We start from the raw sequence: 23246 nt of genomic DNA on the forward strand, positions 1-23246 counted from the left end.
GGGGCATGATCGATGCATGCGTATCGAGGTGCGGGTGCGGCCCGGAGCGTCGCGCACCCTGGTGGGCGGCGAGCACGACGGCGCGCTCGTCGTGCGGGTGGCCGAGCGCGCCGTCGACGGCAAGGCGACGGATGCCGCGCTCGCGGCGCTCGCCAAGGCGTTCGGCGTTCGACGTCGCGACGTGTCGCTGGTGACGGGTGCGACCAGCCGCACGAAGCTCGTCGACATCGACGGCGCAACGGAGGCCCGGCTGGAATCGCTCAAGCGGCTACCGTGATCCTGTGGATCTGGTGGAGAACCCCCTCGACGGCACCCGCATCAGCTACCGCGTCTTCGGCGAGGGCTCGCCGGGCGCTCCGGCGGTCGTGCTCGTGCACGGCACCGCTCTGACCCAGGCGATCTGGCGCGGTTTCGGCTGGGTGCGCGAGCTGCAGACGACGCACCGCGTGATCACGCTCGACCTGCGCGGCCACGGCCGAAGCGACAAGCCGTACGACGAGGACGCCTACGACCAGGCGCTCTTCGTCGGCGACGTGCTCTCGGTCATGGAGGCCACCGGCGTCGAGAAGGCGCATTACGTCGGCTATTCGCTCGGCGGCCGGGTCGGCTTCGAGATCGCCTACTCGCACCCCGGCCGGCTCGCCAGTCTCGTGACGCTCGGCGGCTCGCCGCGCACCGGCGGCCAGGGCATCTTCGACCGGACGTTCTTCCCCGGCGTCGTCGACACCCTCGTGGCGCGCGGCATGCAGGCGTTCGTCGATCGCTGGGCCGAGCACCTCGGGAAGCCCCTCGACAACTCGACGGCCGTCGCGCTGCTCGCCAACGACCCCCGCGCCCTCGCCGCATACATGCGCAAGACAGAGGACGACCCTGGCGTGCCCGCCCACGCGCTCTTAGCCCTGCCGATGCCGGTGCTGATGGTCGCGGGCACCGAGGACCACATCCGCGTGCGCGCCGCAGCGCGCATGCAGTCGCTGCTGCCCTCGATGCCCGTGCGGCTTCTCGACGGCGCCACCCATGGCCGCACCCCACGCCACCCGGACGCGCTGCCCGCGATCCGCGAGTGGCTCGCTACACGTACTGCTTGATGAGCGACCAGTCGGCCGGCGAGAGGCGGTCGGTCGAGGTGTTGCGCTGGTGCCAGAACGGGTAGCGCAGGTCGGGCAGGGTCAGCTGATCGATGCGGGCGCGCTCGTCGTCGGTGAGCACGAGGGATGCCGCGGCGAGGTTGTCGGAGAGCTGCTCGTCGGTGCGGCCGGCGATGATCAGCGAGCTGATCTGCGGGCGGCCGAGGGTCCAGGCGAGCGCGACCTGCGCGGCCGAGACGCCGTGGCCGTCCCCGATCTCGACGAGCAGGTCGATGAGGTCGTAGAGCAGCGCCTCGTCGTAGACCGGCGGCTCCGTCCAGCCCTGGAAGCGGCGCGAGCCCTCAGGGGCATCCTGGCCGCGGCGGTACTTGCCGGAGAGCAGGCCGCCGGCGAGCGGGCTCCACACGAGAATCCCCAGCCCCTGATCGATCGCGGCCGGAATCACCTCGCCCTCGATGTCGCGGGTCTGCGGCGAGTAGTGCACCTGGGTGGCGACGGGCTTCGTGAAGCCGTGCCTCTCGGCGGCGGTCACGGCCTTCACGGTCTGCCAGCCGGTGTAGTTCGAGATTCCGAGGTAGCGCACCTTGCCCGACTGCACGAGGTGGTCGAGGGCAGCCCAGGTCTCCTCGAGCGGCGTCTGCCCGTCCCACTCGTGCAGCTGGTACAGGTCGATGTAGTCGGTGCCGAGGCGGCGCAGGCTGTCCTCGGCGCCCGTGATGATGTGGTGGCGGCTGGCGCCAGCGTCGTTCGGGCCTTCACCCATTGCCATGCGGACCTTGGTGGCGACGATCCACTCGTCGCGGCTGTCGCCGAGCGCCTCGCCGAGGAGCTGCTCGGAGAGGCCGTTCGAATAGACATCCGCCGTGTCGATGATGTTGACGCCCGCGTCCTTCGCGAGGCCGAGCTGACGCTTCACGTCGTCGACCTGCAGGTTGCCGACGGGAGTCGCCCAGCCCGTCCCGCCGTAGCCCATCGTGCCGAGGGTGAGAGATGAGATGCGCAGGCCAGAGCTGCCGAGCTGACGGTAATCCATGTCTTCGAGCCTAGGGCCGAATCGATTCGACTCGCCAGCGATTAGGCTCGAGACATGCCACTTCAGGGAGAGTACGAGCCCAGCGACTCAGAGCGCTCGCGGACCCAGGTCGAACGATTCGAAGCATCCAACGGCCAGGAGGCGAACGATCTGCGCGGCAGGCCGATCGTCGTCGTCACGAACATCGGCGCGAAGTCCGGGAAGCTGCGCAAGACCCCGGTCATGCGCGTCGAGCACGACGGGCGGTACGCGGTGCTCGCGTCGAAGGGCGGCGCGCTGCAGAATCCGACCTGGTACGCGAACCTCAAGAAGAACCCGCACGTCGAGCTGCAGGACGGCGCGCATCGCGCCGACTACGACGCCCGCGAGCTCGAGCCCGGCGCCGAACGCGACGAATGGTGGGAGCGCGCCGTCGAGGCCTGGCCCGACTACGCGAGCTACCAGACGAAGACCGACCGGCTGATCCCGGTCTTCCTGCTCACGCCGCGCGATGAGCAGCACCTGGCGTAGCAGACGAGCGCGCCGGGTCGACCTGGAGGCGCCGGCCGGGCGCTGGGGTCGCCGTAACATTCGCGAAACGTGCTGATCGGGGCGGCGTCGGGTCACGGCACGCGCGGAAAGCCGGGTCGCTGAGCCGAACACCTGACGCGTTTTCCCAGGTCGGGAACGATATCGGCGGGAGCGCCGCCGGTGAAACAAAGTGTTTACAGCGCGCGTGTTGCCGCGAAACACGACGAAGGCCGAGCCTTTCGTCATGTCATACGACCCCTTCCGCGATCAGATGCGGGGCGTGCTCCCGCCCTCTCGTGAACTCGCCGTGCGCCGGCTGCGCGACCTGATCAGGGTGTCGATCAGCGACGGGACCGCGGAGCATGCGCCGGGCGGGGCCCTGATCGACGAGCACGCCCTCATGGTGACGTTCGACGCGCCCCGAGACACCGTCCGCCACGCCCTGTCCCTGCTGGTCGAGGAGGGCCTGATCGTACGTCGCCGCGGCATCGGCACGACGGCCGGCGATCAGTACCAGTTCAGCGCACTGCTGCCGCCCACGGGCCAGACTCTGGAATCCCATCACCATGTGGGGCGCCTGTCGCCATTGCTCCTGCACTGGGGCTGGATGAAGGCGCCGGATTCCGTGGCGTCCCGCCTCGACGACGTCGAGACGGGCGACGACTGTCTCTGCGTCGACTATGTGCTGCTGCGCGACGACGAGCCGTCCTCGGTGATCACCAACTACCTGCGCGCAGACGAGGCGACCAGGTTGAGCGTCGCCGACTTTCAGACCGACTTCTATCAGCTGCTCGAGACCACAGGGCCCGTCGCGTCGCACGATGTCGTGCTCCAGGCCGCCAACGCCGACGAGCAGGTAGCCGCCCTTCTGCACATTCTGCCCGGCGAGGCGGTGCTCTGGTTCGAGCAGGTACTCCGCAACGCAGCGGGCGAGGCGATCGATTTCGCGGTCGCGACTTTCCGACGCGAGACGCGCATCGAGTTCCAGGCCATTCCGCGACTCGACGTGACCGCGCTCCTCCAGCCCGCGCCCGGGTCGATGCACGAGGAGGCGAAGCCGTGATTCAGTTCGCCGCCAAGAGGCTGGGGCTGGCCGCGGTCGTCATCATCGGCGTCTCGGCCGTCGTGTTCCTGACGATGAAGATCATTCCCGGGAATCCGGTCGCGGCGCTCCTCGGCCCGAACTCGACCCCGGGCCAGCGCGAGGCGCTCACCGAACGGCTGGGGCTTGACCAGCCCATCTACGTCCAATATGCGGACTGGGCCCGTGCCGCGGCGCACGGCGACCTCGGCGCCTCGATCTCCCTTCATCAGGGCGCAGCGGGACTGGTGCTCGCGGCGTTCCTGAACACCCTCATCCTGATCGGCGCCGCGCTTGTGCTGGCGGCATGCGGCGGATTCGTACTCGGCACGATCGCGGCGCTCCGCCCCGGCACCCGCACGGGGCGACTGGTCAACGGCGCGGCCCTCACCGCGCTGTCGCTGCCGCAGTACACGGTCGCGCTGGTCCTGCTCTGGTTCGCGGTGCAGACGCGCCTGCTGCCGAGCGGCGGGATGGTCTCGACCGGCGGCAGTGGCGCTGCGACGGTGCTGCAGCACCTCGTCCTTCCTGCGCTGGCTGCGTCACTGGCCCCGATGGGCGGTATCGCCCGCATGTTCTCCACGGCGCTTCAAGAGGTGCTCGGTCAGCCGTTCGTGACCTCATATCGGGCGCGCGGGCTGCGCCGGGCCGCCGTCGTGCGGCACGCGATCCGCAACACGATCCCCGCTCTGCTCGGCATCACCGGACTGCAGGTGTCCTATCTGCTGGGCGGCGCCGTGTTCATCGAGGTCATCTTCGCCTGGCCCGGCCTCGGCCAGCTGCTGTTCAACGCCATCGCGGCGCGGGACTACCCGCTCGTCCAGGCCGGCGTCCTGGTGTCTGCAGTGCTGCTCGTGCTCGTCAACGCTGCGGTCGACACGGCGCACGCCGGATTGGACCCTCGCGTTCGCACCTGACTGACGGCGCCGCCGTCAGCGCTCACCCACGTTCGAGCTTTCCCGAACCTTTCGATCCCTCCGTCTGAAAGGGCGATCAGTCATGTCCTCCCACACCCTGTACGTTGCTGCCGCGGCGGCCCCACTCGCCCGGCGGCGGCCCCTTGGGCGCGGGCTTCCCAGAGAGGCCTTCGTCGGCGGCGGCATCGTGTTCGCCCTCCTCGCTGTCGCTGTCCTCGCCCCTCTCATCTCTCCGCACTCGCCGACGACCGGGGCGATCGCACAGCGCTTGTGGAACGTCGGCACGGCGGGCCACGTGCTCGGCACGGACGGTCAAGGCCGCGACATCCTCTCTCGTCTCATCTGGGGCGCCAGGCCGGCGCTTCTGGGCGGCCTCACCCCCGTCCTGATCGCGGGCGTCATCGGCACAGTGCTCGGCACGGCTGCCGGGATGTCGCGATCCGGTCCGCGGGCGCTCATCATGCGCGTCCTCGACGTGGTCTACGCATTTCCCGCGATCCTGCTGGCGATCGCGATCGGCGCCGCCCTCGGACCGGGGCTCGGGAACTCGATCGTCTCCCTGTCGGTCGTTCTGATCGCCCCGGTGGCTCGTGTGGCCGAAGGAGAGGTGCTGCGAATCCGCTCGCTGGACTTCATGGATGCCGCGCGCGCAAGCGGCGCCGGCGGCTGGGTGATCGGGGTGCGCCAGGTGCTGCCCAACATCGCGCCGGCTCTGGTGGTCTACTGCACGTCGCTGGTCGGCGTGGCGATCGTCTACTCGGCAGGCATGTCCTTCCTCGGCCTCGGAGTCGTTCCGCCGGCCGCCGACTGGGGGCAGATGATCAACGACCTGCGCCAGTACCTCTACGAACGCCCGGCGTTGGCTCTGCTGCCCGCCGCAATGATCTTCATCGCCTCAATCGGCTTCAACCTGTTGGGCGACGGGCTCAAGTCCGCCCTCAGCGCGGGCCGTGGGGAAGTGGCGCTGTGACCGCGGATGCCGTGCTCAGCGTGCGGGACCTGGCCGTCTCGTTCCGACGCGACGGCCGGGAGACCCGGGCGGTGCGAGGCGTCGACCTCGACCTGCACAGCGGCCGTACGCTGGTGCTCCTCGGCGAATCCGGCTCCGGGAAGTCCGTGACGTCGAACGCGATTCTCGGGCTGCACTCGCGATCTGCCACGATCTCCGGTGCGATCGAGCTCGACGGCGTCGATCTGACCCGGCTCGACGAGGATCGGCTGCGGCGGCTCCGCGGCGGGACGATCGGAACCGTCCCCCAGGATCCGAGCGCCGCATTGGATCCGCTCCGCAGAGTCGGCGACCAGATCGCCGAGGTCGTTCGCCTGCACGGCGACGGCGTGCAGAGGTCGCGCGCACGGGCAGCCGCGCTCGATCTGCTCGCCCAGGTCGGCATCGTCGAGCCGGCGCGCACCGCCCGGTCTCTGCCCTTCGAGCTCTCCGGTGGCATGCGGCAGCGCGTCGCCATCGCGATCGCGATCGCACGCCGGCCCCGCGTCCTGATCGCCGACGAGCCCACGACGGCGCTGGACGTCACCGTCCAGGCGCAGATCCTCGAGCTGTTCGCAGCCCTGCAGCGCGAGCTCGATCTCGCCATCCTGCTCGTCACCCATGATGTCGGAGTGGCTCGGATGCTGGGCCACGACGTCGCAGTCATGTACGCAGGCCGGGTGGTCGAGCGCGGGCCCGTCGAGCGCGTGCTGCTCGCGCCGCGGCACCCGTATACCGCGGGGTTGTTGGCGGCCATGCCTTCACCGCAGCATCCGCGCGGGCGACTTCCGGTGATCCCGGGACTGCCGCCCGGCCCGGACGACGCGCTCGCCGATGAATCCTGCGCCTTCGCTCCGCGGTGCGCATCGGCCGTGTCGGCCTGTACCGCGCATCGTCCACCGCTGGCCGGCGACGCCGAGGGTCGCGCTGCGGCGTGCGACGTGCCGGCGGCCGCTGCTCACGCAGTGCCGAGCCTGGTGTCCGGGGAGTCGGCGCTGTGAACGGGGCGCCGATCTTGCGCGCAGAGCACCTCTCGCTGCGATATCCAGGCGGGAAGCAGGCGGTCTCGGATGTGTCGCTGTCCATCAGCGCGGGGACGACCCTCGGGATCGTCGGCGAAAGCGGCTCCGGAAAGTCGACCACGGCGAAGATGATCCTGCGCCTTCTCAAGCCCGCAGCGGGCGGATCGGTGGTCTTCGACGGCGTCGAGCTCACCAGCCTGCCGCAGCGCAGCCTCAAACGGATCCGCCGCCGGCTCCAGGTGATCCCGCAGAACCCTCAGGCGTCATTCAACCCGCGCATGACGGTCGGCGCCTCCGTGGCGTTCAACCTGCGCGTCCACGGCGCCACTCGCAGCGTCGCGTGGGACAGAGCCGCCCACATGCTCGACAGGGTGGGCATTCCGGCCGCCTACGCGCACAGGTTTCCGCGCGAACTGTCCGGTGGACAGCTCCAGCGGTGCGCCATCGCCCGAGCCCTGATCACCGAGCCTGAGCTGGTGGTGTGCGACGAGGCGGTCTCGGCGCTGGACAAGAGTGTGCAGGCGCAGGTGCTGAACCTCCTGGCACACATCCAGGCCGAGTCGGGAATCGCCTACCTGTTCGTCTCTCACGACCTCGCCGTCGTCGAGCACGTGGCTGATCACGTTCTGGTGATGCAGCACGGACGCGTCGTCGAGGAAGGCACCGCGGCACAGATCTGGAGCGCGCCGAGCCAGCCGTACACCCGCTCGCTCCTCGATGCCGCCCCCGACCGGCTCCTTGCCAGGAAGCCGACCCCATCGACCCACGCGGCGACCGCGTGGAAAGCCCCTCTCGATTAGGACAGACCGTGAACCTCATCTCCCCCTTTGAACGCGCCGTCGGCGATCGCCTTCGGCTCACGCGCCGCCGGGTCGCTGCCGGCAGTGTGCTCCTCGCACTCGCTGCGGCCGTGTCGGGATGCGCCAGCGGCAGCTCACCCGCCGCAGGCACCGCCGCCGACCTCACCACCGCGAAGACCTCCGCAGGGACCGTCAGCGGCGGCACGCTCGTGGTCGGCCTCACTGCGGCGAACCTGCCGTCCGCCGACACGGTGCTCGCGGGCCAGCAGGGAAACGAGGGGCTGCGCTTCGTCGCCTACCAGCTCTACGACGGGCTGACACGCCTCGACCTCGACAGCACGACCGCGACCCCCCAGCCGCAACCGGACCTGGCCACGTCCTGGTCGGCGAATGCCGATGCCACCGTGTGGACGTTCCGCCTGCGCACCGACGTCGCGTTCACCGACGGGACCCCGTTCAACGCAGACGCGGTCATCTTCAATCTCGACCGCTACTTCGACGCCGACTCACCGTTCGCGGACCCTTCGATCCAGGGTCTGGCCGCATCCTACGTCCCCGGCGTCGCCTCGTTCAGGGCGCTCGACGCCGATACCGTCGAGATCACCACACGCACCCCGGACGCGGGTTTTCCCGAGGACGCCGCGAACCTGTTCATGGCCAGCCCCACGGCGGTGCGGAAATCCGGCAACGACGGGTTCGCATCATCACCGGTCGGCACCGGCCCCTTCGTCTACGAAGGATCCGCGAACAACCAGCTCACGATGGCGGCGAACCCCCGCTACTGGGCGGGCGCCCCCAAGCTCGACAAGGTCGTCCTCAAACCCATCCCCGACTCGGCGCAGCGGACGGCCGCTCTGAGATCCGGATCGGTCAACTGGGTAGAGGATCCCAACCCCGACGACCTCGCGGGGCTGAAGGACGCCGGCTTCCAGGTGCTGTCCAACTCGTACGACCACGACTGGACCTGGGTCTTCAACCTGCAGGCGGGTCCATTGGGGAAGGCGCAGGTCCGCCGGGCGCTGAACTACGGCATCGACCGCGCCACGATGTCATCGGACCTCCTGCACGGCACCGGCAACGCCTCGTATCAGGTCGCCCCTGTCTCGAACTCCGCCTACAGCAAATCCAACGACCTCTACAGCTACGACCCTGACAAGGCGAAGAAGCTGCTGGCGGAGGCCGGTTACCCCGACGGCTTCTCCCTCACCGTTGAGTACCCGACCGCGGGGTCGGGCAACATGATCCCGACGCCCATGAACGAGGAGCTCCAGGCCGACCTCGCGAAGATCGGCGTGGAGGTCAAGCTCCTGCCGACCGAATGGGCCACGCTGCTCACCCAGTACCAGTCCGGGAAGTTCGCCCCAGGCGTGGATGCGCTCAACATCTCGCTGCCCTTCAACCAGGAGGCGATCTGGTCCGAGGCCTTCGGCACCGGCGGAGTCATCAATGCCGGCGGCTACTCGAACCCGCACGTCGACGAACTCATCGCCGAGGCGCAGAAGACGGTCGACAGCGACAAGCGCTACGCCATCCTGCAGACCGTCGCCGGACTCGTCACGCGCGACGCCCCCTGGCTGTTCATCGTCAACGACCGCGCGCCACGCGCCATGGCTCCTTCCGTCCACAACTTCACCCAGCCCAAGGCATGGTTCATCGACCTGACCAAGGCCAGCGTCTCGAACTGAGCGCGATCCCGATGAACCGCATCATCACAGATCCCCACGACCCTGCATCGGCAGAGAGGACCCACATGAACGCCATACCTTTGACGGTCACCGAGGCCGCGGCGGCGCTGCGCGCCGGAACCGTAACTGCGACCGAGCTCATGGACCACGCCCTTCAGCGCGCCGACCAGCTCGATGCGCAGCTGGGCGTCTACATCACGCGCTACGACGACAGCGCCCGGGCCGCGGCGGCAGCCGTGGACGACAGAGTGGCCGCGGGTGAGACGCTCCGCCCGCTGGAGGGCATCCCCCTCGGCGTCAAGGACATCTTCGCGGAATCCCAGGGACCCACGACCGCTCAAAGCCTCGTCCTCGACCCCGCGTGGGCCGAAGCGGTCGGCGAGGCGGTGACGGTGACGCGCCTCAAAGAAGCAGGAGCGATTGTGACGGGGAAGGTCACCACGATGGAGTTCGCGATGGGCGCCCCCGACCCGCAGAAGCCCTTCCCGATCCCACGGAATGCGTGGGACCTGGAGCGGTGGGCAGGCGGCTCCAGCTCCGGATCCGGATCCGGCGTCGCCGCGGGGATGTTCCTCGCCGCCAACGGCACAGACACCGGCGGCAGCATCCGCATCCCCTCGGCCTACAACGGCGTCACCGGGATCAAGCCCACTTACGGCCTCGTGCCGAATTCCGGGCTCACCCCGCTCAGCTTCTCCATGGACCACGTCGGCCCCCTCGCCCGCAGCGCCGCGGATTGCGCGCTGCTGCTCACCACCATGGCCGGCGCCGACCCGTCGGACCAGGACTCCGTGCAGCGCCCGGCGCTCGACTATCCTTCCCTGCTCACGGGCGAGTTGGCGGGCGTGCGGATCGGAGTCGACGACCTCGACCGATTCGCCGACGGAGGCATCGACCCGCGCCAGGCCGACCTGTTCGCCGCTGCCCTCTCGCACCTCAGCGATGCGGGAGCAGACCTCGTGCCCGTCCAGCTCCCGATGTACCGCGAGGTCACCGTCGTGGGAATCGTCACGATGCTCAGCGAGGCGTTGGCCTACCACCGCAATGACCTCGTGTCCCGATGGGACGACTACAGCCAGAGCCTGCGCATCGGTCTGGCCCTCGGCGATGCGTTCACCGCCGCGGACTACATCCAGGCTCAACGCGTCCGCCGCATCGCCGGCGACAAGCTCCGGGATCTCTTCTCGCAGGTCGATCTCGTGGTCACGCCCACCGCGCACATGGGCGCCCCACGGCTCGACAGCATGTCGCATCTGCGGCCGCTCGAGTCCATGCCATCGATGCACACCATCTACTGGGACCCCATGGGCAACCCGAGCCTGTCTCTGCCGATCGGCCTCTCCGCCGAGTCGACGCCCCTCGCGATGTCGATCATCGGCGCCCACTGGGCGGATGGCCTCGTGCTGCGGGCAGGAGACGCCATCCAGCAGCGCTCGCAGCACCACCTGACCCTCAGCCCCCTGGTCGCGCAGCCACAGCCAGCCTGACCCAGCCCGCACAACGACAAGGAGAACACACATGAGCGACGAGCAACCCACGTGGTCGGACGACGCCGAAGAGCGAGAGACGATCCAGGCATCCCAACAGGTCCTCAAGTCCCTGGCACAAGCCCTCTACCAGGTTCCCGAAACGCGGTACGCCAGGCCGGCCGGCGGATTCAACATCGCCCGATGATCACCCAGGCGCCTTCGCACGCCCCTGTGACCCGGGCGATCGCCCGGGTCACAGGGCTGTACCGCTACCCCGTCAAGGGTCTCTCACCCGAGCGGCTCGAGATCGTCGATCTCGAAGCCGACCGAGGTTTCCCGCTCGACCGCATCTACGCGCTCGCCCGGCACGGCGGTCTCTTCGAGCCCGGAAGCACCCAGGGTCTGCCGAAGTACGAGTTCCACATGCTCGCCAAAGACGCGCGGCTCGCCGCGTTGCAGACCGCGATCGCCGCCGACGGCGAGACCCTGGTGGTCGCCGTCCGCGGACACGAGGTGCTGCGCAGCAACCTCTCCACCGCCGCGGGGCGAGCCGCTGCCCAGTCGTTCTTCGCGCGCGTGCTGGACTGCGCGCCCGGCAGGGAGCCCCTGATCGCCCGGGTCCCGGGCCGGCGGTTCACGGACGCGGCCCCCGCTGGCGACCTCGGCATGAACGCCGTCTCGCTGATCAACATCGCGAGCGTCCGAGACGTGTCGGAGCGCATCGGCATCGACCTCGACCCGCTTCGCTTCCGCGCCAACATCTACGTCGACGACCTCGCCGCCTTCGCGGAGCAGGACCTGATCGGCGCGCGGCTGCAGATCGGCGAGACCCGGTTCGAGGTGCTCTCGCCGACGCCCCGGTGCGCGGCGACCGAAGTCGACCCCACCACCGGCCGACGCAATGCCCGGGTGCCGAAACTGATGATGCAGCACTACGGCCACAGCGTCCTCGGCGTCTACCTCCGGGTGGCTTCCGCCGGGAGGCTGCGCACGGCGGACGCGGTGTCGATCGACGATGACCACTCGTACGCACCGGGGCCGCATGCCTGAGACATCCATCGCAGCGGTCATCGCCCGCAAGCAGCAGGTCGCCGCTCAGGTGTGGCGATTCGAATTCGCCGCCGCGGACGGCGCGGTGCTTCCCCCATACACGGCGGGGGCACACGTGGACGTGTGGTGCCCCAACGGGGCGAGACGCAGCTACTCGCTCGTCGACGCCCCCGGGGAGAGTCCGCGTTACGCCATCAGCGTGCTGCGCCAACCCGGCGGTCGCGGCGGCTCGCTGAGCCTCATCGACGACGCCCATGAAGGCGACCGGATCAACATCACCAGCCCGATCAACACCTTCCCGCTAGAGGCGTCAGCAAGTTACCTCCTTGTCGCCGGCGGCATCGGAATCACCGCCATCCGCTCCATGCATCGCGCCTTGCGCGAAGAGGGACATCCCCGGGTGCGGGTGCTCTACCTCGCCCGCAGCCGAAGCGAAGCAGCCTACGTCGAGGAGTTCGAGGACAGCGGGGACGCTTCCGCGGTCGTCCATCACAGCCGCGACACCGGAACCCGGCTCGACCTCTGGCCGTACCTGGCCGAACCGAACGACACGCAGATCTACTGCTGCGGATCGGCGGCCCTCATGGACGAAGTGTCAGCTTTGACCGCCCATTGGAACCCCCGCAGCATCCACTTCGAAGACTTCGTCGGCGTCGCCGCACGTCAGAAGGGGGACAGCGAATTCCGGTTGATCTGGCGGCCGACCGGTACGACGCTCAACGTCCCCGCTGACACAACCGCGCTGGACGCCATCAGATCAGCGGGGATCTACGTCGACAGCTCCTGTCAGGCCGGCACCTGCGGAACATGCCGCCTCACGCTGTTCTCCGGAGATGCCGATCACCGCGACGCAGTCCTCACCGAAGACGAGCGCGCCTCCGGCTTCATGCCCTGCGTCTCCCGCGCCGCAGCCGACTTCATCGAGATCGGCCCATGACCTCGACGGAAGCTCGCGAGCCGAGCGGCCGATCCCGCCGGAGGGAAGGCGCCGCCTAGCGACCGGCAAGCGCCTGTTCGTACGCCGCGACGAGCTGCTGCGCCGCACCCGTCGGCGCCTGGGGCACCATCGTCAGCAGGTGCCCGAGCGGGATCGCCGCGAACATCTTGCCCTCGTTCGTCGTCACGTCGAGCTGGAACGCGTGCGCGTCCGGCAGCTGCGCGATCGCACCCTGCAGCACCTGCGCGCCGATCGGGTCCGCGAACCAGTCCGCGATCGACGAGAACTGCGTCAGCTTCAGCGCGGGGCCCTGAGCGGCAAGCCGCACGTCCCCGGACAGCCGCAGGTCGCGGCTCGAGGCGCCGACCGAGAGCGTGAACAGCCCCTCGTCGACGATCCAGCCGTGACGGGCGATCGACCAGTACGCGAAGGCACGGGAGTCGAGCTCGATCGTCACGGTCTCCGACTCCCCTGGCTCGAGGAACACCTTCCGGAATCCGACCAGCTCGTGCACGGGCCGATCGATCTTGCTGTGCCGGTCGCCGCGATAGACCTGCGCTACCTCGGCGCCGGCGACCTCGCCGACGTTGGTCACCGTGAAGACGACGGATGCCCCGGAATCCGTCGCCGAAACAGAGAGTCCCGAGTACTCGAACTCGGTATAGCTCAGCCCGTGCCCGAACGGGTACGAGACCGGCAGTCCGCGGGTGTCGTAGTAGCGGTAGCCGACGTAGATCCGCTCGCCATAGACCACCTGACCGTCGCAGCCGGGGAAGTTGATGTAGGCGGGGGTCTCTTCGAGCTTCACCGGGATCGACTCGGTGAGCTTCCCGCTCGGGTTCGCCCGGCCGACGAGCAGCTGGGCGAGGGCGGCGCCGCCGGCCTGCCCGAGCAGCCAGCCCTCGAGAATGGCGCGGGCGCGGAACTCCCAGCTCTCGGTCTCGACCAGGCCGCCGTTCGACAGCACGACGACGACCCGGCGGGTCACCGCCGACACGGTCTCGAGCAGCGCCAGCTGGTTCGCGGGCAGGTCGATCGAGGCGCGGTCGAAGCCCTCCGATTCGTACGAATCGGGAAGGCCGAGGAAGAGCACGGTCCAGTCGGACTCTGCGGCAAGAGAGCGCGCCTCTCGGGCGAGGGCCTCGTCGGCCTCAGCCGAGCCGTCGAAGGTGAAACCGGGCGCGAACCGCACCCGGTCACCGAGCAGCTCACTCAGCTCGCCGAGCGCCGAGTCGACCTTCGCCGCGGGCACCTGTGAGCTGCCGGAGCCCTGGAATCGCGGCGTGCGCGCGAACTCTCCGACGACCGCGATGCGGGTCGAGCCGGTCTCTGGCAGCGGCAGTGCGCCGTTCTCGTTCTTGAGCAGCACCGGCCCCTCGAGAGCGGCGCGCAGCGCGAGCTCGTGCTGGGCGTCGAAATCGATCGTGACCGGGCCGAGCCGCGAGGCATCCGCCCGATCGGCCAGCTTCTGCAGCCGCGCGACCACACGGTCGAGCACGAACTCGGGCAGCTCGCCCGACTCCGCGGCCGCGATCATGCGGTCGTCCCCCGTGGCCGTCGGCATCTTCAGGTCGAGGCCGGCCTTCACCGCCTCGACGCGATCGACGACGGCGCCCCAGTCGCTCACGACCACGCCGTCGAAGCCCCAGTCGTCGCGCAGCACCTTCGACAGCAGCCATTCGTTCTGCGAGGCGTAGACCCCGTTGACGCGGTTGTACGAGCACATCACCGTGGCAGGCGCGGCGTTCTTCACGACCTGCTCGAATGCCGGCAGGTAGATCTCGCGCAGGGTGCGCTCGTCGACCTCGGCCGAGACCTGCATGCGGTCGGTCTCTTGATTGTTGGCGGCGAAGTGCTTCACCGACGCGCCGACGCCCTGCGACTGGATGCCCTCGACCAGCGCCTGCCCGAAGCTGCCTGCGACCAGCGGGTCCTCGCTGACGTACTCGAAGTTGCGGCCGCACAGCGGGCTGCGCTTGATGTTGATGCCGGGGCCGAGCACGATGTCGACGCCGAGCGCCCGGGCCTCACGGCCGATGGCCGCGCCCACCTCGCGCTGCAGCGCCGGGTTCCAGGTCGCGCCCAGCCCGACCGCCGGCGGGAAGCAGGTGGCCTTCTTGTCGCTCTTGATGCCGATGTCGCCGACGACCCGCATGCCGTGCGGCCCGTCGTTCATCGTGATGCGGCGGATGCCCGGCACGGGCTTCGTGCTCCAGAAATCGGCGCCTGAGGCCAGCGTCGCCTTCTGCTCGATGGTCAGATCGGGAATGACTTCGTCGTCCTCGCGCGGCATGACCTCACTCTATGGTCGCGCCCATTCCAGGAACCAGGGATACAGCTCTTCGATATGCGGGGCGCGCACCGTGGGCGCGGCGCCCTCGGGAACAGGCATCCGATCGATCAGCGCCGTCGCAGACCCCAGCACCGCGACGGGTGCGAGGTCGTTGGCCCAGATGTCGCCGACCGACAGCAGCTGAGAGGCCGCGACGCCCTGCTCGGCGAGCAGCCGCTCGGCGATCGCCGGCAGCCCTGCCGGCTTGTTCGCGCTCGTCACGATCTCGTCGAACGAGCGGGTGAGCTCGAGCTTGGCGAGCTGCTCGCGCAGCCCGTTCTCCGGCGAGTTCGAGACCAGAACGCGGTGAACGGATGCCGGGAAGGCGGCCAGGAACGACACGAACCCCTCCGGCGCATGCGTCGAGATGAGCCCGTCGGCGAGGTCGGCGCGGCTCGCCTGGTAGGCGGCATCGATGCCCTCCGGTGTGACACCGACGAGCCCCGCCAGCCTCTGCGCCGCGTAGTACCCGTCGATCGCCCCGTCGACGACGTGCAGGCCGAGGAACACCGGATCGGCATCCGTCAGCCCGTCGATCGCCTCGGCCAGTCGGCCGTCGGCGGCGAGCCAGCGCGACACGACGCGAGTGATCAGGTCGACCGTGCTGCCCGCCTGCTCGTCGAGGTGGCGGGCGTACGCGATCACCGGCTCGTCGCCGAGGCTCACGGTGCCGTCGAAGTCGAAGATCACCACGTGGGACGTCACCCGGCCACCCTACCGGGCGCTCAGCAACCGGTCACCGACCGGTCATCGCGCCCCGGCACGGCCGGCGTCCGGACCCCACTCGGCGAGCACGATCGTCTCGATGATCGACGCGATCGTGTACCCCACGATCGACAGACCGGTCACGAACACGACGATCGCCCAGATGCCGCCGTAGTCGAAGTGCGACTTCGCCGTGTTGATGCCGGCGCCGAGGCCCTCGAAGGTGAACAGCCATTCGTAGAGCATCGCACCCGTGATCGCGCCGGGCACCGCGATGCGCAAGCTCGCGAAGAAGTGCGGAAGGGCGTGCGGGAACGAGACCTTGCGCCACACCGTCCAGCTGCTGCCGCCGTACACCCTGATCACATCGGTCTGCTGCGCGCTCACCGAGCGGTAGCCCAGTGTCAGGTTCACGAGCAGCGGGAAGAACACGACGACCGTGCCGACGAGCGACGCGGTGACGAGGCCGTTGCCGAAGACGAGGTAGATGACCGGCGCCATCGCGAGCAGCGGCACGACGCGCAGCAGCATCGCGATCGGCATGAACATGAACTCGACGACGGGCACGAGCGTGAACGCGACGGCGATCGCCATCGAGGCGAGCACGCCGATGACGAAGCCCCAGGCGGCGTGCCAGAGCGTCGTCCACATCCAGCCGATGAGCTGCGCGCGGTGCTGCGCGGCCGTCGTCGTCGTGGTCTGGTGCGCGCCGAACAGGTAGTCGAAGACGCCGAGCGGGGTGCGCGAGATCAGCGGGTTCGCGTGCAGCAGCACGAGTGCGAGCTGCCAGAGCAGGCAGAGGATGATGACGGATGCCACGACCGTCGCGATCGTGACGCCGATGCGCCTCAGGGCGAACACGACCATCAGCGCGCCTCCCCCGACGACCACGGGCTCACGAGCCGGCCGATGAGCCCGATCACCCAGTAGGCGAGGCCGGCGACGCCGCCCGAGATGAGCGCGAGGGTCCACAGGCTCACGGGGTTCGCGGAGGCCTGCGCGGCGAGCAGCATGATGCCGAGTCCTTTGTCGACGCCGATGAGGAAGTACTCCCCCAGCACCGAGCCGAGGAACGCCGCGGGCGCCGCGATCTTGAGCGCCGCCATGATGCTCGGCAGGGCCGCGATGAGGCGCACCTTGACGAGCTGGGTGAGGCGGCCGCCGCCGTAGGCGCTGATGACGTCGAGCTGGGTGGGGCTCGCGGCGCGCAGGCCGAGCAGCGAGCCGACGACGGTCGTGAAGATGACGCTGAGCGCGGCGAGGAAGATCGAGGTCGCGCGGCTTCCGGGGTGTGAGAGCAGCGTGACGATCGGAGCGATCGCGGTGATGGGGATGCAGGAGCAGACCACCGCGAGCTGGGTCGCGAGCCCGTCGAACCACGGCGCGATCAGCACGAGGAACGCGAGGACGAACGCGATGAGGTTGCCCCAGACGTAGCCCCAGAGCGCCGCGCCGCCGGTGGCGCCGATGGCCGACCAGTAGATCGGGTCGACGAGCGCACCGGCGAGGTGCTGTGCGACCTGCCATGGCGTCGGCACGGAGCCGGTGACGCGGAAGAAGGTGACGGCGACGAGCCACCACACCGCGATGAGGACGACGATGCCGATGACCGCGCCGGCCCACGGCGGCATGCCCGCGATGGCGCCCAGCATGTTGCGCCGGGAGCGACCCCTGGCCGTCTCGACGCCGAGTGCGATGCTGCTGCCGAGCTCGCGGTCGACGTCAGTCATCCGCGCCCGCTGGGCCGTGCGCGCCGAACAGGATGCCGGTGATGTAGTCGTGGTACTCGTGGAATTCGGGCGAGCGCATGATCTCGGTGGTGCGTGGGCGGGGCAAGTCGATCTCGACCAGCTCGGCGATCGCGCCCGGCCTGGGCGTCATCACCGCGACCACGTCGGAGAGGAAGATCGCCTCGGCGATGCCGTGCGTGACCATCAGCGTGGTGGCGGGCTTCTCGCCCCAGATGCGCTGCAGTTCGAGGTTCATGCGCTGGCGGGTCATGTCGTCGAGCGCGCCGAACGGCTCGTCGAGCAGCATGATCGACGGCTGCACGACGAGGCAGCGGGCGATCGACACACGCTGCCGCATACCGCCGGAGAGCTGCGCGGGCTTCGCGTGCTCGAAGCCCTTGAGACCGACGAGGTCGATGAGGTCCTCGATGAGACCGGGCTCGGGCGTGATCCCCGCCACCTCGAGCGGCAGGCGGATGTTCTTGTGCACGGTGCGCCACGGCAGCAGCGCCGCGTCCTGGAACGCGATGCCGATCTCGTGGCTGCGCTGCACCTCGGCCGACGACTTGCCGTTGATCGCCGTCGTGCCGCTCGAGGGCGACTCCAGGCCCGCCAGGATGCGCAAGATCGTCGACTTGCCGCACCCTGACGGGCCGAGGAGCGAGAGGAAGGAATCCTTCTTCGTCCCCAGCTCGATGTTCCCCAGTGCCGAGACGGTCTTCCGCCCCGAGGAGAAGGTCTTCGTCAGGCCCTGGATGTTGATGCCGGTCGCGAGGGCGGGCGCCCCTGCAGGGTCCTGCGTCGCGATCGTGGTCGTGCTGAGAGACATGGTGCTCAATTTAGGATGCTGCGGTTCAGGAGGCTGCGGGGATGGTGAACTGCACCTTGAGGTCGGGGTTCTCCTTGTAGACCTCGTCGAGCAGGGACAGGTCGAACAGCTTGTCGGCGGTGAGCGTGGTGCCCATGACGCCGAGCGCCTTGATGTTCGCGCCGATCAGGTCCTTCGTCATCGTGAACAGGCCGTTCGTGTTGACGTCGTCCGTGAGGATCAGCGTGTTCTGCGCGGTCGCCTCGCTGGTCTGCTCGGTCTGCTCGAGCTTCTGGTCCTTGCCGTAGACGGTGACGGCCTTGGTCGCCGAATCCGCCGGCGACTTGACGGCGTCCGTCCAGCCCTGGATCTCGGCCTTCAGGAACGCCTTCAGCAGGTCGCGCTTGTTGTCGATGGTGTCCTGCAGCACGGTGAAGGTCTCGGCGACGAACGGCAGGCCGTTCTCGGCGAGCTCCAGGAGCACGGGCGTGTAGCCGTCCTTCTTGGCGAGGATCGGCTCATTGCTGACGTAGGACATGTGCGCGTCGTACTTGCCGGCCTCGAGCGGCGCGATGTCGTACTGCGTGGCGACGAGCTCGACGTCCTTGTCGGTGAGGCCGTTGGCCTTGAGGAAGCCCTCGAAGATCGTCTGGTTGCCGCCGGACTGCACGCCGATGCGCTTGCCCTTCATGTCGTCGACCGTCTTGATCGGCGTCTTCTCGGCCAGCGACATGAGGCAGAAAGGGTTCTTCTGGTACGTCGAGCCGATGATCTTCAGCGGCGCGCCCTGAGCGACGGCCGGGCCGGTGATCGACGGCGACGAGAGGCCGACGAGCGCTTGACCTGAGGTGACCGCCTCTTCCGCGGTGGTCTGGCCGCCGCCCGCGAGCAGGTTCACGGCTGAGAATCCCGCGTCCTTGTAATAGCCCTTGTCGGTCGCGAAGTACTCACCCGCGAACTCGATGTTCTTGATCCACGACAGCTGCACGGCGATCGTGCCGTAGTCAGCCTTCTTCGACCCGGATGACGAGGTGGTGCTGCTCGCCTTCGAGTCGGTCGAGCAGGCTGCGAGGATGCTGGCGCCGGCGATGGCGAGGGCGCCGGTGCCGGAGATGCGCAGGAAGGAACGCCGGTCGACGGCGGTCTTGGTGAAGGCGGAAAGGGGCATGTGGGCTCCCGTCGGGTGCGGAGGAGTAGCTGGAATGTGGTGCGTTGACTGCGAAGCTAATCTCGGCGCGTTACGGCGTTGTATCGGCTTCATTGCGCGTTTCGCACACTGACCGTTCCCCGGTCGCGCGCGTGATTCGATCGGGTCATGAAGACGATCCACCTCGGAGTGTTCGAAGTCGCCGGCCCTCAGGTCGGCGGCACCCTCAGCTGGCCCCACCCCCGCAGTAGCTCCGCCCGGTTCCACGAGCTCGACCACTGGGTGCACGTCGCGAAGGTGCTGGACGCGGGCGGGTTCGACTTCCTCTTCTTCGCCGACGGCTACGGCTACCCGTCCGTCGCTGGCGACCTGCCCGAGACCGCCGCGCGCGGCGGCATCAACTTCCCCTCGCTCGACCCGGCCGTCTTGATCCCCGCGCTCGCGCGGGAGACCGAGCGGCTCGGCTTCGTCGTCACCTCATCCACCGGCCTCGACCACCCGGTGCAGACCGCGCGCCGCTTCGCGAGCCTCGACCACTTCACCGGCGGCCGCGTGGGCTGGAACATCGTCACGGGCGCCTCGCAGAACACGGTCGCCGAGCTGTTCGGCCACCGCACGATGCAGGCGCACGACGCGAGATACGACCAGGCCGACGAGTACCTCGACCTCGCGCTCGCGCTGTGGCAGGACTCATGGGAAGACGATGCGGTGCGGGCGGATGCCTCAGCCGGCGTCTACGCCGACAGAGACAAGCTGCACCGCGTCGAGTTCGAGGGCGAGCACTTCCGTTCGTCCGGCTACTTCACCGTCGACCCGTCGCCGCAGCGCGTGCCCGTGCTGTTCCAGGCCGGCACCTCGGGGCGCGGCCGCGAGTACGCGGCCCGCAACGCCGAGTGCGTCTTCGTGCAGGGCACGACCGTCGCTCAGACGGCGGCCAACGTCGCCGACATCCGCGCCCGGGCGGCGGCCTGGGGCCGCGACCCCGACTCGATCCGCATCCTCGTCGGCCTCACCGTCACCGTCCGCCCGACGCGCGCAGAGGCCGAGCAGCTGCGCGCCGAGTTCGAGGCGCTGCAGACCGACGAGACGGTCGCCACGCTCTACGCCGGCAACACCGGCATCGATCTGCTCGCCCTCGACCCGACACGCGACCTCACTCAGTTGCTCGACGGCGCCGACGCGGGCCCTGTCGGGCAGATGGGCCAGAGCAACATCGACCGCTTCCTGCCGAAGGACGGCAGCAAGGCCCCTACGGTGCGCCAGATCCTCGACGATCTCAAGGGCAAGGGCACGCGCGGATTCCAGGTGTGGGGCTCGCCGGCCGACGTCGCCGACGATCTCGAGCGCCTGATGGACGAGGTCGACCTCGACGGCTTCCTCATCGAGCCGATCTTCGACCCGGCCGACCTCGAAGACGTCGCGACCTTGCTCGTGCCCGAGCTGCGCAGGCGCGGGCGGATGCCCGCCGCGCCGATCGCCGCCCCGACGCTGCGCGAGCGCCTGATCGGCTCAGAGGACTACTTCACGCGGCGCGCTCAAGCAGCTGAGTCAGTTCCCCAAGGGTCGTGATCTCGCGGTCGGGCTCGGGCTGGTGGCGGCCGCGGGTCCAGCCGTTGCGGTTGATCCACACGCTGCCGACGCCCGCGGCCTGTGCGCCTGCGATGTCGTATTCGAGGCTGTCGCCCACGTGCCAGACCTGCGCCGGATCGCTGCCGAGCGCTTCGAGCGCCGCCTCGAAAATACCTGTGTCGGGCTTGGCGACGCCGACCTCCGCTGAGATCAGCAGGGCGTCGAAGGCATCCGTCAGCCCGACGCGCTCGAGCTTCGCGCGCTGCACGCTGCTCGGCCCGTTGGTGACCAGCGCGAGGCGGATGCCCGCCGCCTGCGCCCCGTCGATCAGCGCGGTCACGTCGTCGTAGGCGCGGTACGCCGCGATCTCTGCCTGCCACTGCGCGGCGGCGAGGAATTCGGCGGGGTCGTCGTCGAGTCCGTACTCGCCGAGCAGGCGTCGCCAGATGGCGAGGCCGAGCTCGGGGGCGCCGACACCGCCCAGGGTCCACCCCGTGGCGTGCAGCTCGAACACCTCGGCCTCGAAGGCGAGCGTGCGGGCGGCGACCTCGGCCGCGTCGAGGCCGTGCAGCCTCGCGACCTGTGCGGCGGCGGCGTGCACCCCCGCTTCGAGCGCGCCCGTCCAGTCGACGAGCGTTCCGTCGAAGTCGAGCAGGAGTGCCTCCGGCGTCATGCGAGCAGAGTAGCCCAGCCCCGTGACAATCGGATTTCCACCGCGGTGTTTCTAGATCAGGCTCGCGCGCGCCGCCGTGGTCACCGCCGCGGTGACCTCGTCGAGCACGGTCGACGCGATCGCCCAGCGCTGCCAGTGGAGCGGCAGGTGGATGCTGCGCGCACCGCCGAGGCGCACGAGCTCACCGCGCTCGAGCTCGGCGGCGCACTGCTGGTCGGGCAGCAGCCCCCAGCCGAGACCGCCGATCACGGCTCGAGCGAAGTCCGCCGAGGTCGGCACGTAGTGCCGCGGCGCCCGGCCGCCCGTGCCGATCACCGCGTGATAGAGCCGGTGCTGCAGCTGGTCCTTGCGGTCGAAGTCGACGTAGGGCGCGTCGGCGATCCGCTTGATGTGCGCGACGCCGCCGAGGTGCGCCTCTGCGTAGGCCGGCGAGCACACCGCGCGGTAGCGCATTCGACCGATCGGAGTGCTGGTCGCGCCTTGAACGGGCTCGGCGATGCTCGTGACCGCCGCCGCGACCTCACCAGAGCGCAGCAGCTCGAGCGTGTGCTCCTGGTCCTCCCGGCGCAGGTCGAAGACGATGTCGGTGCGCGGCGCGAGCGACACGAGGGCGTCAAGGAACCAGGTCGCGAGCGAGTCGGCGTTCACCGCGATCGGCACAGAGAGCGCCACGCCCTCGCGGCCCGCGGCGCCCAGCTCGCGGGTCAGGTCGAGATCGAGCAGGGCGAGCTTGCGCGCATGCCGCAGCACGACCAGCCCGGCATCCGTCGCCTGAATCGGCGTGCTGCGCCGCACCAGCACCGCGCCCGCCGCCTGCTCGAGCGCCTTGATGCGCTGCGACACGGCCGACGGTGTGACGTGCAACCGCGCGGCGGCCGCGTCGAAGGTGCCCTCATCGATCACTGCGAGCAGGGTGCGCAGCTGATCGGAGTTCAACTCTGTCATAAGTGCAGCTTATGCCGCATGAGATTCTTTAGCTGGCATGATGGCCTACGGATTCCTAACGTTGGAGTCGTGTCACCCAGCTCCACCCTGCTCCCCGCCCTGCTCGGCCTCGGTACCGGGCTCTCCCTCATCGTCGCGATCGGCGCTCAGAACGCGTATCTGCTGCGCCTCGGCGTCGTCGCCACCCGGCGCGTCATGCTGCCGGTCGTCCTCTTGTGCGCAGTGTCCGACGCGGTGCTGATCTCGGCAGGCACCGCGGGGGTCGGCGCCGTGATCCAGCGCGCCCCCGAGGTGCTCGTGGTGGTGCGCGTGATCGGCGCGGGCTTCCTGATGGTCTACGGATTCCTCGCCGCACGACGCGCCGTCAGGCCGAACGGCGAGACGCTGACCGTCACGACGGGCGCTGAGGGCCGCGGTGTGCGCCTCGGCACGGCGATCGCCACGGTGTCGGCGCTCACCTGGCTCAATCCGCACGTCTATCTCGACGCGGTCGTGTTCCTCGGGTCGATCGCGAACCAGCAGGCGCCCGATGCCCGCTGGTGGTGGGTCGGCGGCGCCGTGACGGCGAGCTTCGTCTGGTTCTTCTCGCTCGGCTTCGGCGCCCGTCTGCTGCGACCGCTGTTCGCGCGGCCGATGTCCTGGCGCGTGCTCGACGCCCTGATCGCAGTGATCATGGTGTCGCTCGGCGTCAAGCTGCTGCTCGGTTCGTGATTTCTGCCCGCGCGTTGTTTCCTGCACGTATCAGCCGTGCAACCAG

24 protein-coding genes are annotated in these 23246 nt (G+C 69.3%); 15 read left to right on the forward strand and 9 right to left on the reverse strand.

The annotated features are described in order from the left end of the window. The first annotated feature begins 16 nt into the window (after positions 1-16). Both D7I44_RS00785 and D7I44_RS00790 read left to right on the forward strand, forming a co-directional pair. On the forward strand, positions 17-277 hold the full coding sequence (locus D7I44_RS00785; protein ID WP_120787743.1) for a DUF167 domain-containing protein: 261 nt from the start codon (positions 17-19) through the stop codon (positions 275-277). Positions 278-281: 4 nt separating this feature from the next. Further along, positions 282-1088 carry an alpha/beta fold hydrolase gene (locus D7I44_RS00790; protein ID WP_120787744.1) on the forward strand — a complete coding sequence of 269 codons (807 nt, stop codon included), beginning with the start codon at positions 282-284 and terminating at the stop codon, positions 1086-1088. On the opposite strand, the gene D7I44_RS00795 is transcribed toward D7I44_RS00790, so the two are convergent. Continuing rightward, a complete protein-coding gene (locus tag D7I44_RS00795; protein WP_120787745.1) occupies positions 1072-2121 on the reverse strand; it encodes an aldo/keto reductase in 1050 nt (349 codons plus the stop codon). The genes D7I44_RS00790 and D7I44_RS00795 overlap by 17 nt on opposite strands. Positions 2122-2175: 54 nt before the next feature. Between D7I44_RS00795 and D7I44_RS00800 the strand changes: the two genes are divergently transcribed. The 11 genes from D7I44_RS00800 to D7I44_RS00845 all read left to right on the forward strand — a co-directional run bounded on the left by D7I44_RS00800 (position 2176) and on the right by D7I44_RS00845 (position 12580). Then, a complete protein-coding gene (locus D7I44_RS00800; protein WP_120787746.1) occupies positions 2176-2631 on the forward strand; it encodes a nitroreductase family deazaflavin-dependent oxidoreductase in 456 nt (151 codons plus the stop codon). Between the two features lie 244 nt (positions 2632-2875). After that, on the forward strand, positions 2876-3694 hold the full coding sequence (locus tag D7I44_RS00805) for a GntR family transcriptional regulator (protein WP_162939981.1): 819 nt from the start codon (positions 2876-2878) through the stop codon (positions 3692-3694). Continuing rightward, on the forward strand, positions 3691-4629 hold the full coding sequence (locus tag D7I44_RS00810) for an ABC transporter permease (RefSeq protein ID WP_120787748.1): 939 nt from the start codon (positions 3691-3693) through the stop codon (positions 4627-4629). The genes D7I44_RS00805 and D7I44_RS00810 overlap by 4 nt, the downstream gene beginning before the upstream one ends. Positions 4630-4711: 82 nt before the next feature. Further along, positions 4712-5599: an ABC transporter permease gene (locus D7I44_RS00815; protein WP_120787749.1), complete on the forward strand. Its 888-nt coding sequence runs from the start codon at positions 4712-4714 to the stop codon at positions 5597-5599. Further along, a complete protein-coding gene (locus tag D7I44_RS00820) occupies positions 5596-6618 on the forward strand; it encodes an ABC transporter ATP-binding protein (protein WP_220093801.1) in 1023 nt (340 codons plus the stop codon). Before D7I44_RS00815 ends, D7I44_RS00820 begins: the two co-directional genes overlap by 4 nt. Positions 6619-6632: 14 nt before the next feature. Beyond that, complete coding sequence (locus D7I44_RS00825; RefSeq protein ID WP_220093802.1) at positions 6633-7439, forward strand: ABC transporter ATP-binding protein; 807 nt, start codon at positions 6633-6635, stop codon at positions 7437-7439. 8 nt (positions 7440-7447) lie between these two features. Continuing rightward, positions 7448-9124, forward strand: coding sequence for an ABC transporter substrate-binding protein (locus tag D7I44_RS00830; RefSeq protein ID WP_220093803.1), 1677 nt, complete (start codon positions 7448-7450; stop codon positions 9122-9124). A 65-nt stretch (positions 9125-9189) separates the two neighbouring features. Then, positions 9190-10611 (forward strand): amidase, encoded by a 1422-nt coding sequence (locus D7I44_RS00835; RefSeq protein ID WP_120787751.1) that lies wholly within the window; start codon positions 9190-9192, stop codon positions 10609-10611. Between the two features lie 31 nt (positions 10612-10642). Beyond that, positions 10643-10798 carry a hypothetical protein gene (locus D7I44_RS17965; protein ID WP_162939982.1) on the forward strand — a complete coding sequence of 52 codons (156 nt, stop codon included), beginning with the start codon at positions 10643-10645 and terminating at the stop codon, positions 10796-10798. Next, entirely contained in the window at positions 10795-11643 is an 849-nt protein-coding gene (locus D7I44_RS00840) for an MOSC domain-containing protein (protein ID WP_120787752.1), read from the forward strand. Before D7I44_RS17965 ends, D7I44_RS00840 begins: the two co-directional genes overlap by 4 nt. Further along, the gene (locus D7I44_RS00845) at positions 11609-12580 is read left to right on the forward strand and encodes a PDR/VanB family oxidoreductase (RefSeq protein WP_120787753.1); all 972 of its coding nucleotides are present in this window, start codon (positions 11609-11611) and stop codon (positions 12578-12580) included. Before D7I44_RS00840 ends, D7I44_RS00845 begins: the two co-directional genes overlap by 35 nt. Before the next feature lie 55 nt (positions 12581-12635). Here the strand turns inward: D7I44_RS00845 and D7I44_RS00850 are convergent, their stop codons facing one another. The 6 genes from D7I44_RS00850 to D7I44_RS00875 are packed head-to-tail and all read right to left on the reverse strand — an operon-like array spanning position 12636 to position 19323. Next, a complete protein-coding gene (locus tag D7I44_RS00850; protein ID WP_120787754.1) occupies positions 12636-14873 on the reverse strand; it encodes a glycoside hydrolase family 3 C-terminal domain-containing protein in 2238 nt (745 codons plus the stop codon). A 9-nt stretch (positions 14874-14882) separates the two neighbouring features. Then, entirely contained in the window at positions 14883-15617 is a 735-nt protein-coding gene (locus D7I44_RS00855; RefSeq protein ID WP_162939983.1) for an HAD family hydrolase, read from the reverse strand. Positions 15618-15659: 42 nt separating this feature from the next. Beyond that, entirely contained in the window at positions 15660-16484 is an 825-nt protein-coding gene (locus tag D7I44_RS00860) for an ABC transporter permease (protein WP_162939984.1), read from the reverse strand. Further along, complete coding sequence (locus D7I44_RS00865) at positions 16484-17347, reverse strand: ABC transporter permease (RefSeq protein WP_220093804.1); 864 nt, start codon at positions 17345-17347, stop codon at positions 16484-16486. Before D7I44_RS00865 ends, D7I44_RS00860 begins: the two co-directional genes overlap by 1 nt. Beyond that, on the reverse strand, positions 17340-18176 hold the full coding sequence (locus D7I44_RS00870; RefSeq protein ID WP_120787757.1) for an ABC transporter ATP-binding protein: 837 nt from the start codon (positions 18174-18176) through the stop codon (positions 17340-17342). Before D7I44_RS00870 ends, D7I44_RS00865 begins: the two co-directional genes overlap by 8 nt. Before the next feature lie 25 nt (positions 18177-18201). Then, entirely contained in the window at positions 18202-19323 is a 1122-nt protein-coding gene (locus tag D7I44_RS00875; RefSeq protein WP_120787758.1) for an ABC transporter substrate-binding protein, read from the reverse strand. A 147-nt stretch (positions 19324-19470) separates the two neighbouring features. On the opposite strand from D7I44_RS00875, the gene D7I44_RS00880 reads away from it, so the two are divergent. Next, on the forward strand, positions 19471-20871 hold the full coding sequence (locus tag D7I44_RS00880; protein ID WP_120787759.1) for an NtaA/DmoA family FMN-dependent monooxygenase: 1401 nt from the start codon (positions 19471-19473) through the stop codon (positions 20869-20871). On the opposite strand, the gene D7I44_RS00885 is transcribed toward D7I44_RS00880, so the two are convergent. Together D7I44_RS00885 and D7I44_RS00890 are read right to left on the reverse strand one after the other, a co-directional pair. Continuing rightward, complete coding sequence (locus tag D7I44_RS00885; RefSeq protein ID WP_120787760.1) at positions 20825-21544, reverse strand: HAD family hydrolase; 720 nt, start codon at positions 21542-21544, stop codon at positions 20825-20827. The two genes, D7I44_RS00880 and D7I44_RS00885, sit on opposite strands and share 47 nt — an antisense overlap. 51 nt (positions 21545-21595) lie before the next feature. After that, positions 21596-22489 (reverse strand): LysR family transcriptional regulator ArgP, encoded by an 894-nt coding sequence (locus tag D7I44_RS00890; RefSeq protein ID WP_120787761.1) that lies wholly within the window; start codon positions 22487-22489, stop codon positions 21596-21598. A gap of 69 nt (positions 22490-22558) precedes the next feature. On the opposite strand from D7I44_RS00890, the gene D7I44_RS00895 reads away from it, so the two are divergent. Beyond that, on the forward strand, positions 22559-23200 hold the full coding sequence (locus D7I44_RS00895; protein ID WP_245979862.1) for a LysE/ArgO family amino acid transporter: 642 nt from the start codon (positions 22559-22561) through the stop codon (positions 23198-23200). The last annotated feature ends 46 nt before the right edge of the window (positions 23201-23246 follow it).

It is taken from the genome of Gryllotalpicola protaetiae, assembly GCF_003627055.1.
Lineage (GTDB): Bacteria > Actinomycetota > Actinomycetes > Actinomycetales > Microbacteriaceae > Gryllotalpicola > Gryllotalpicola protaetiae.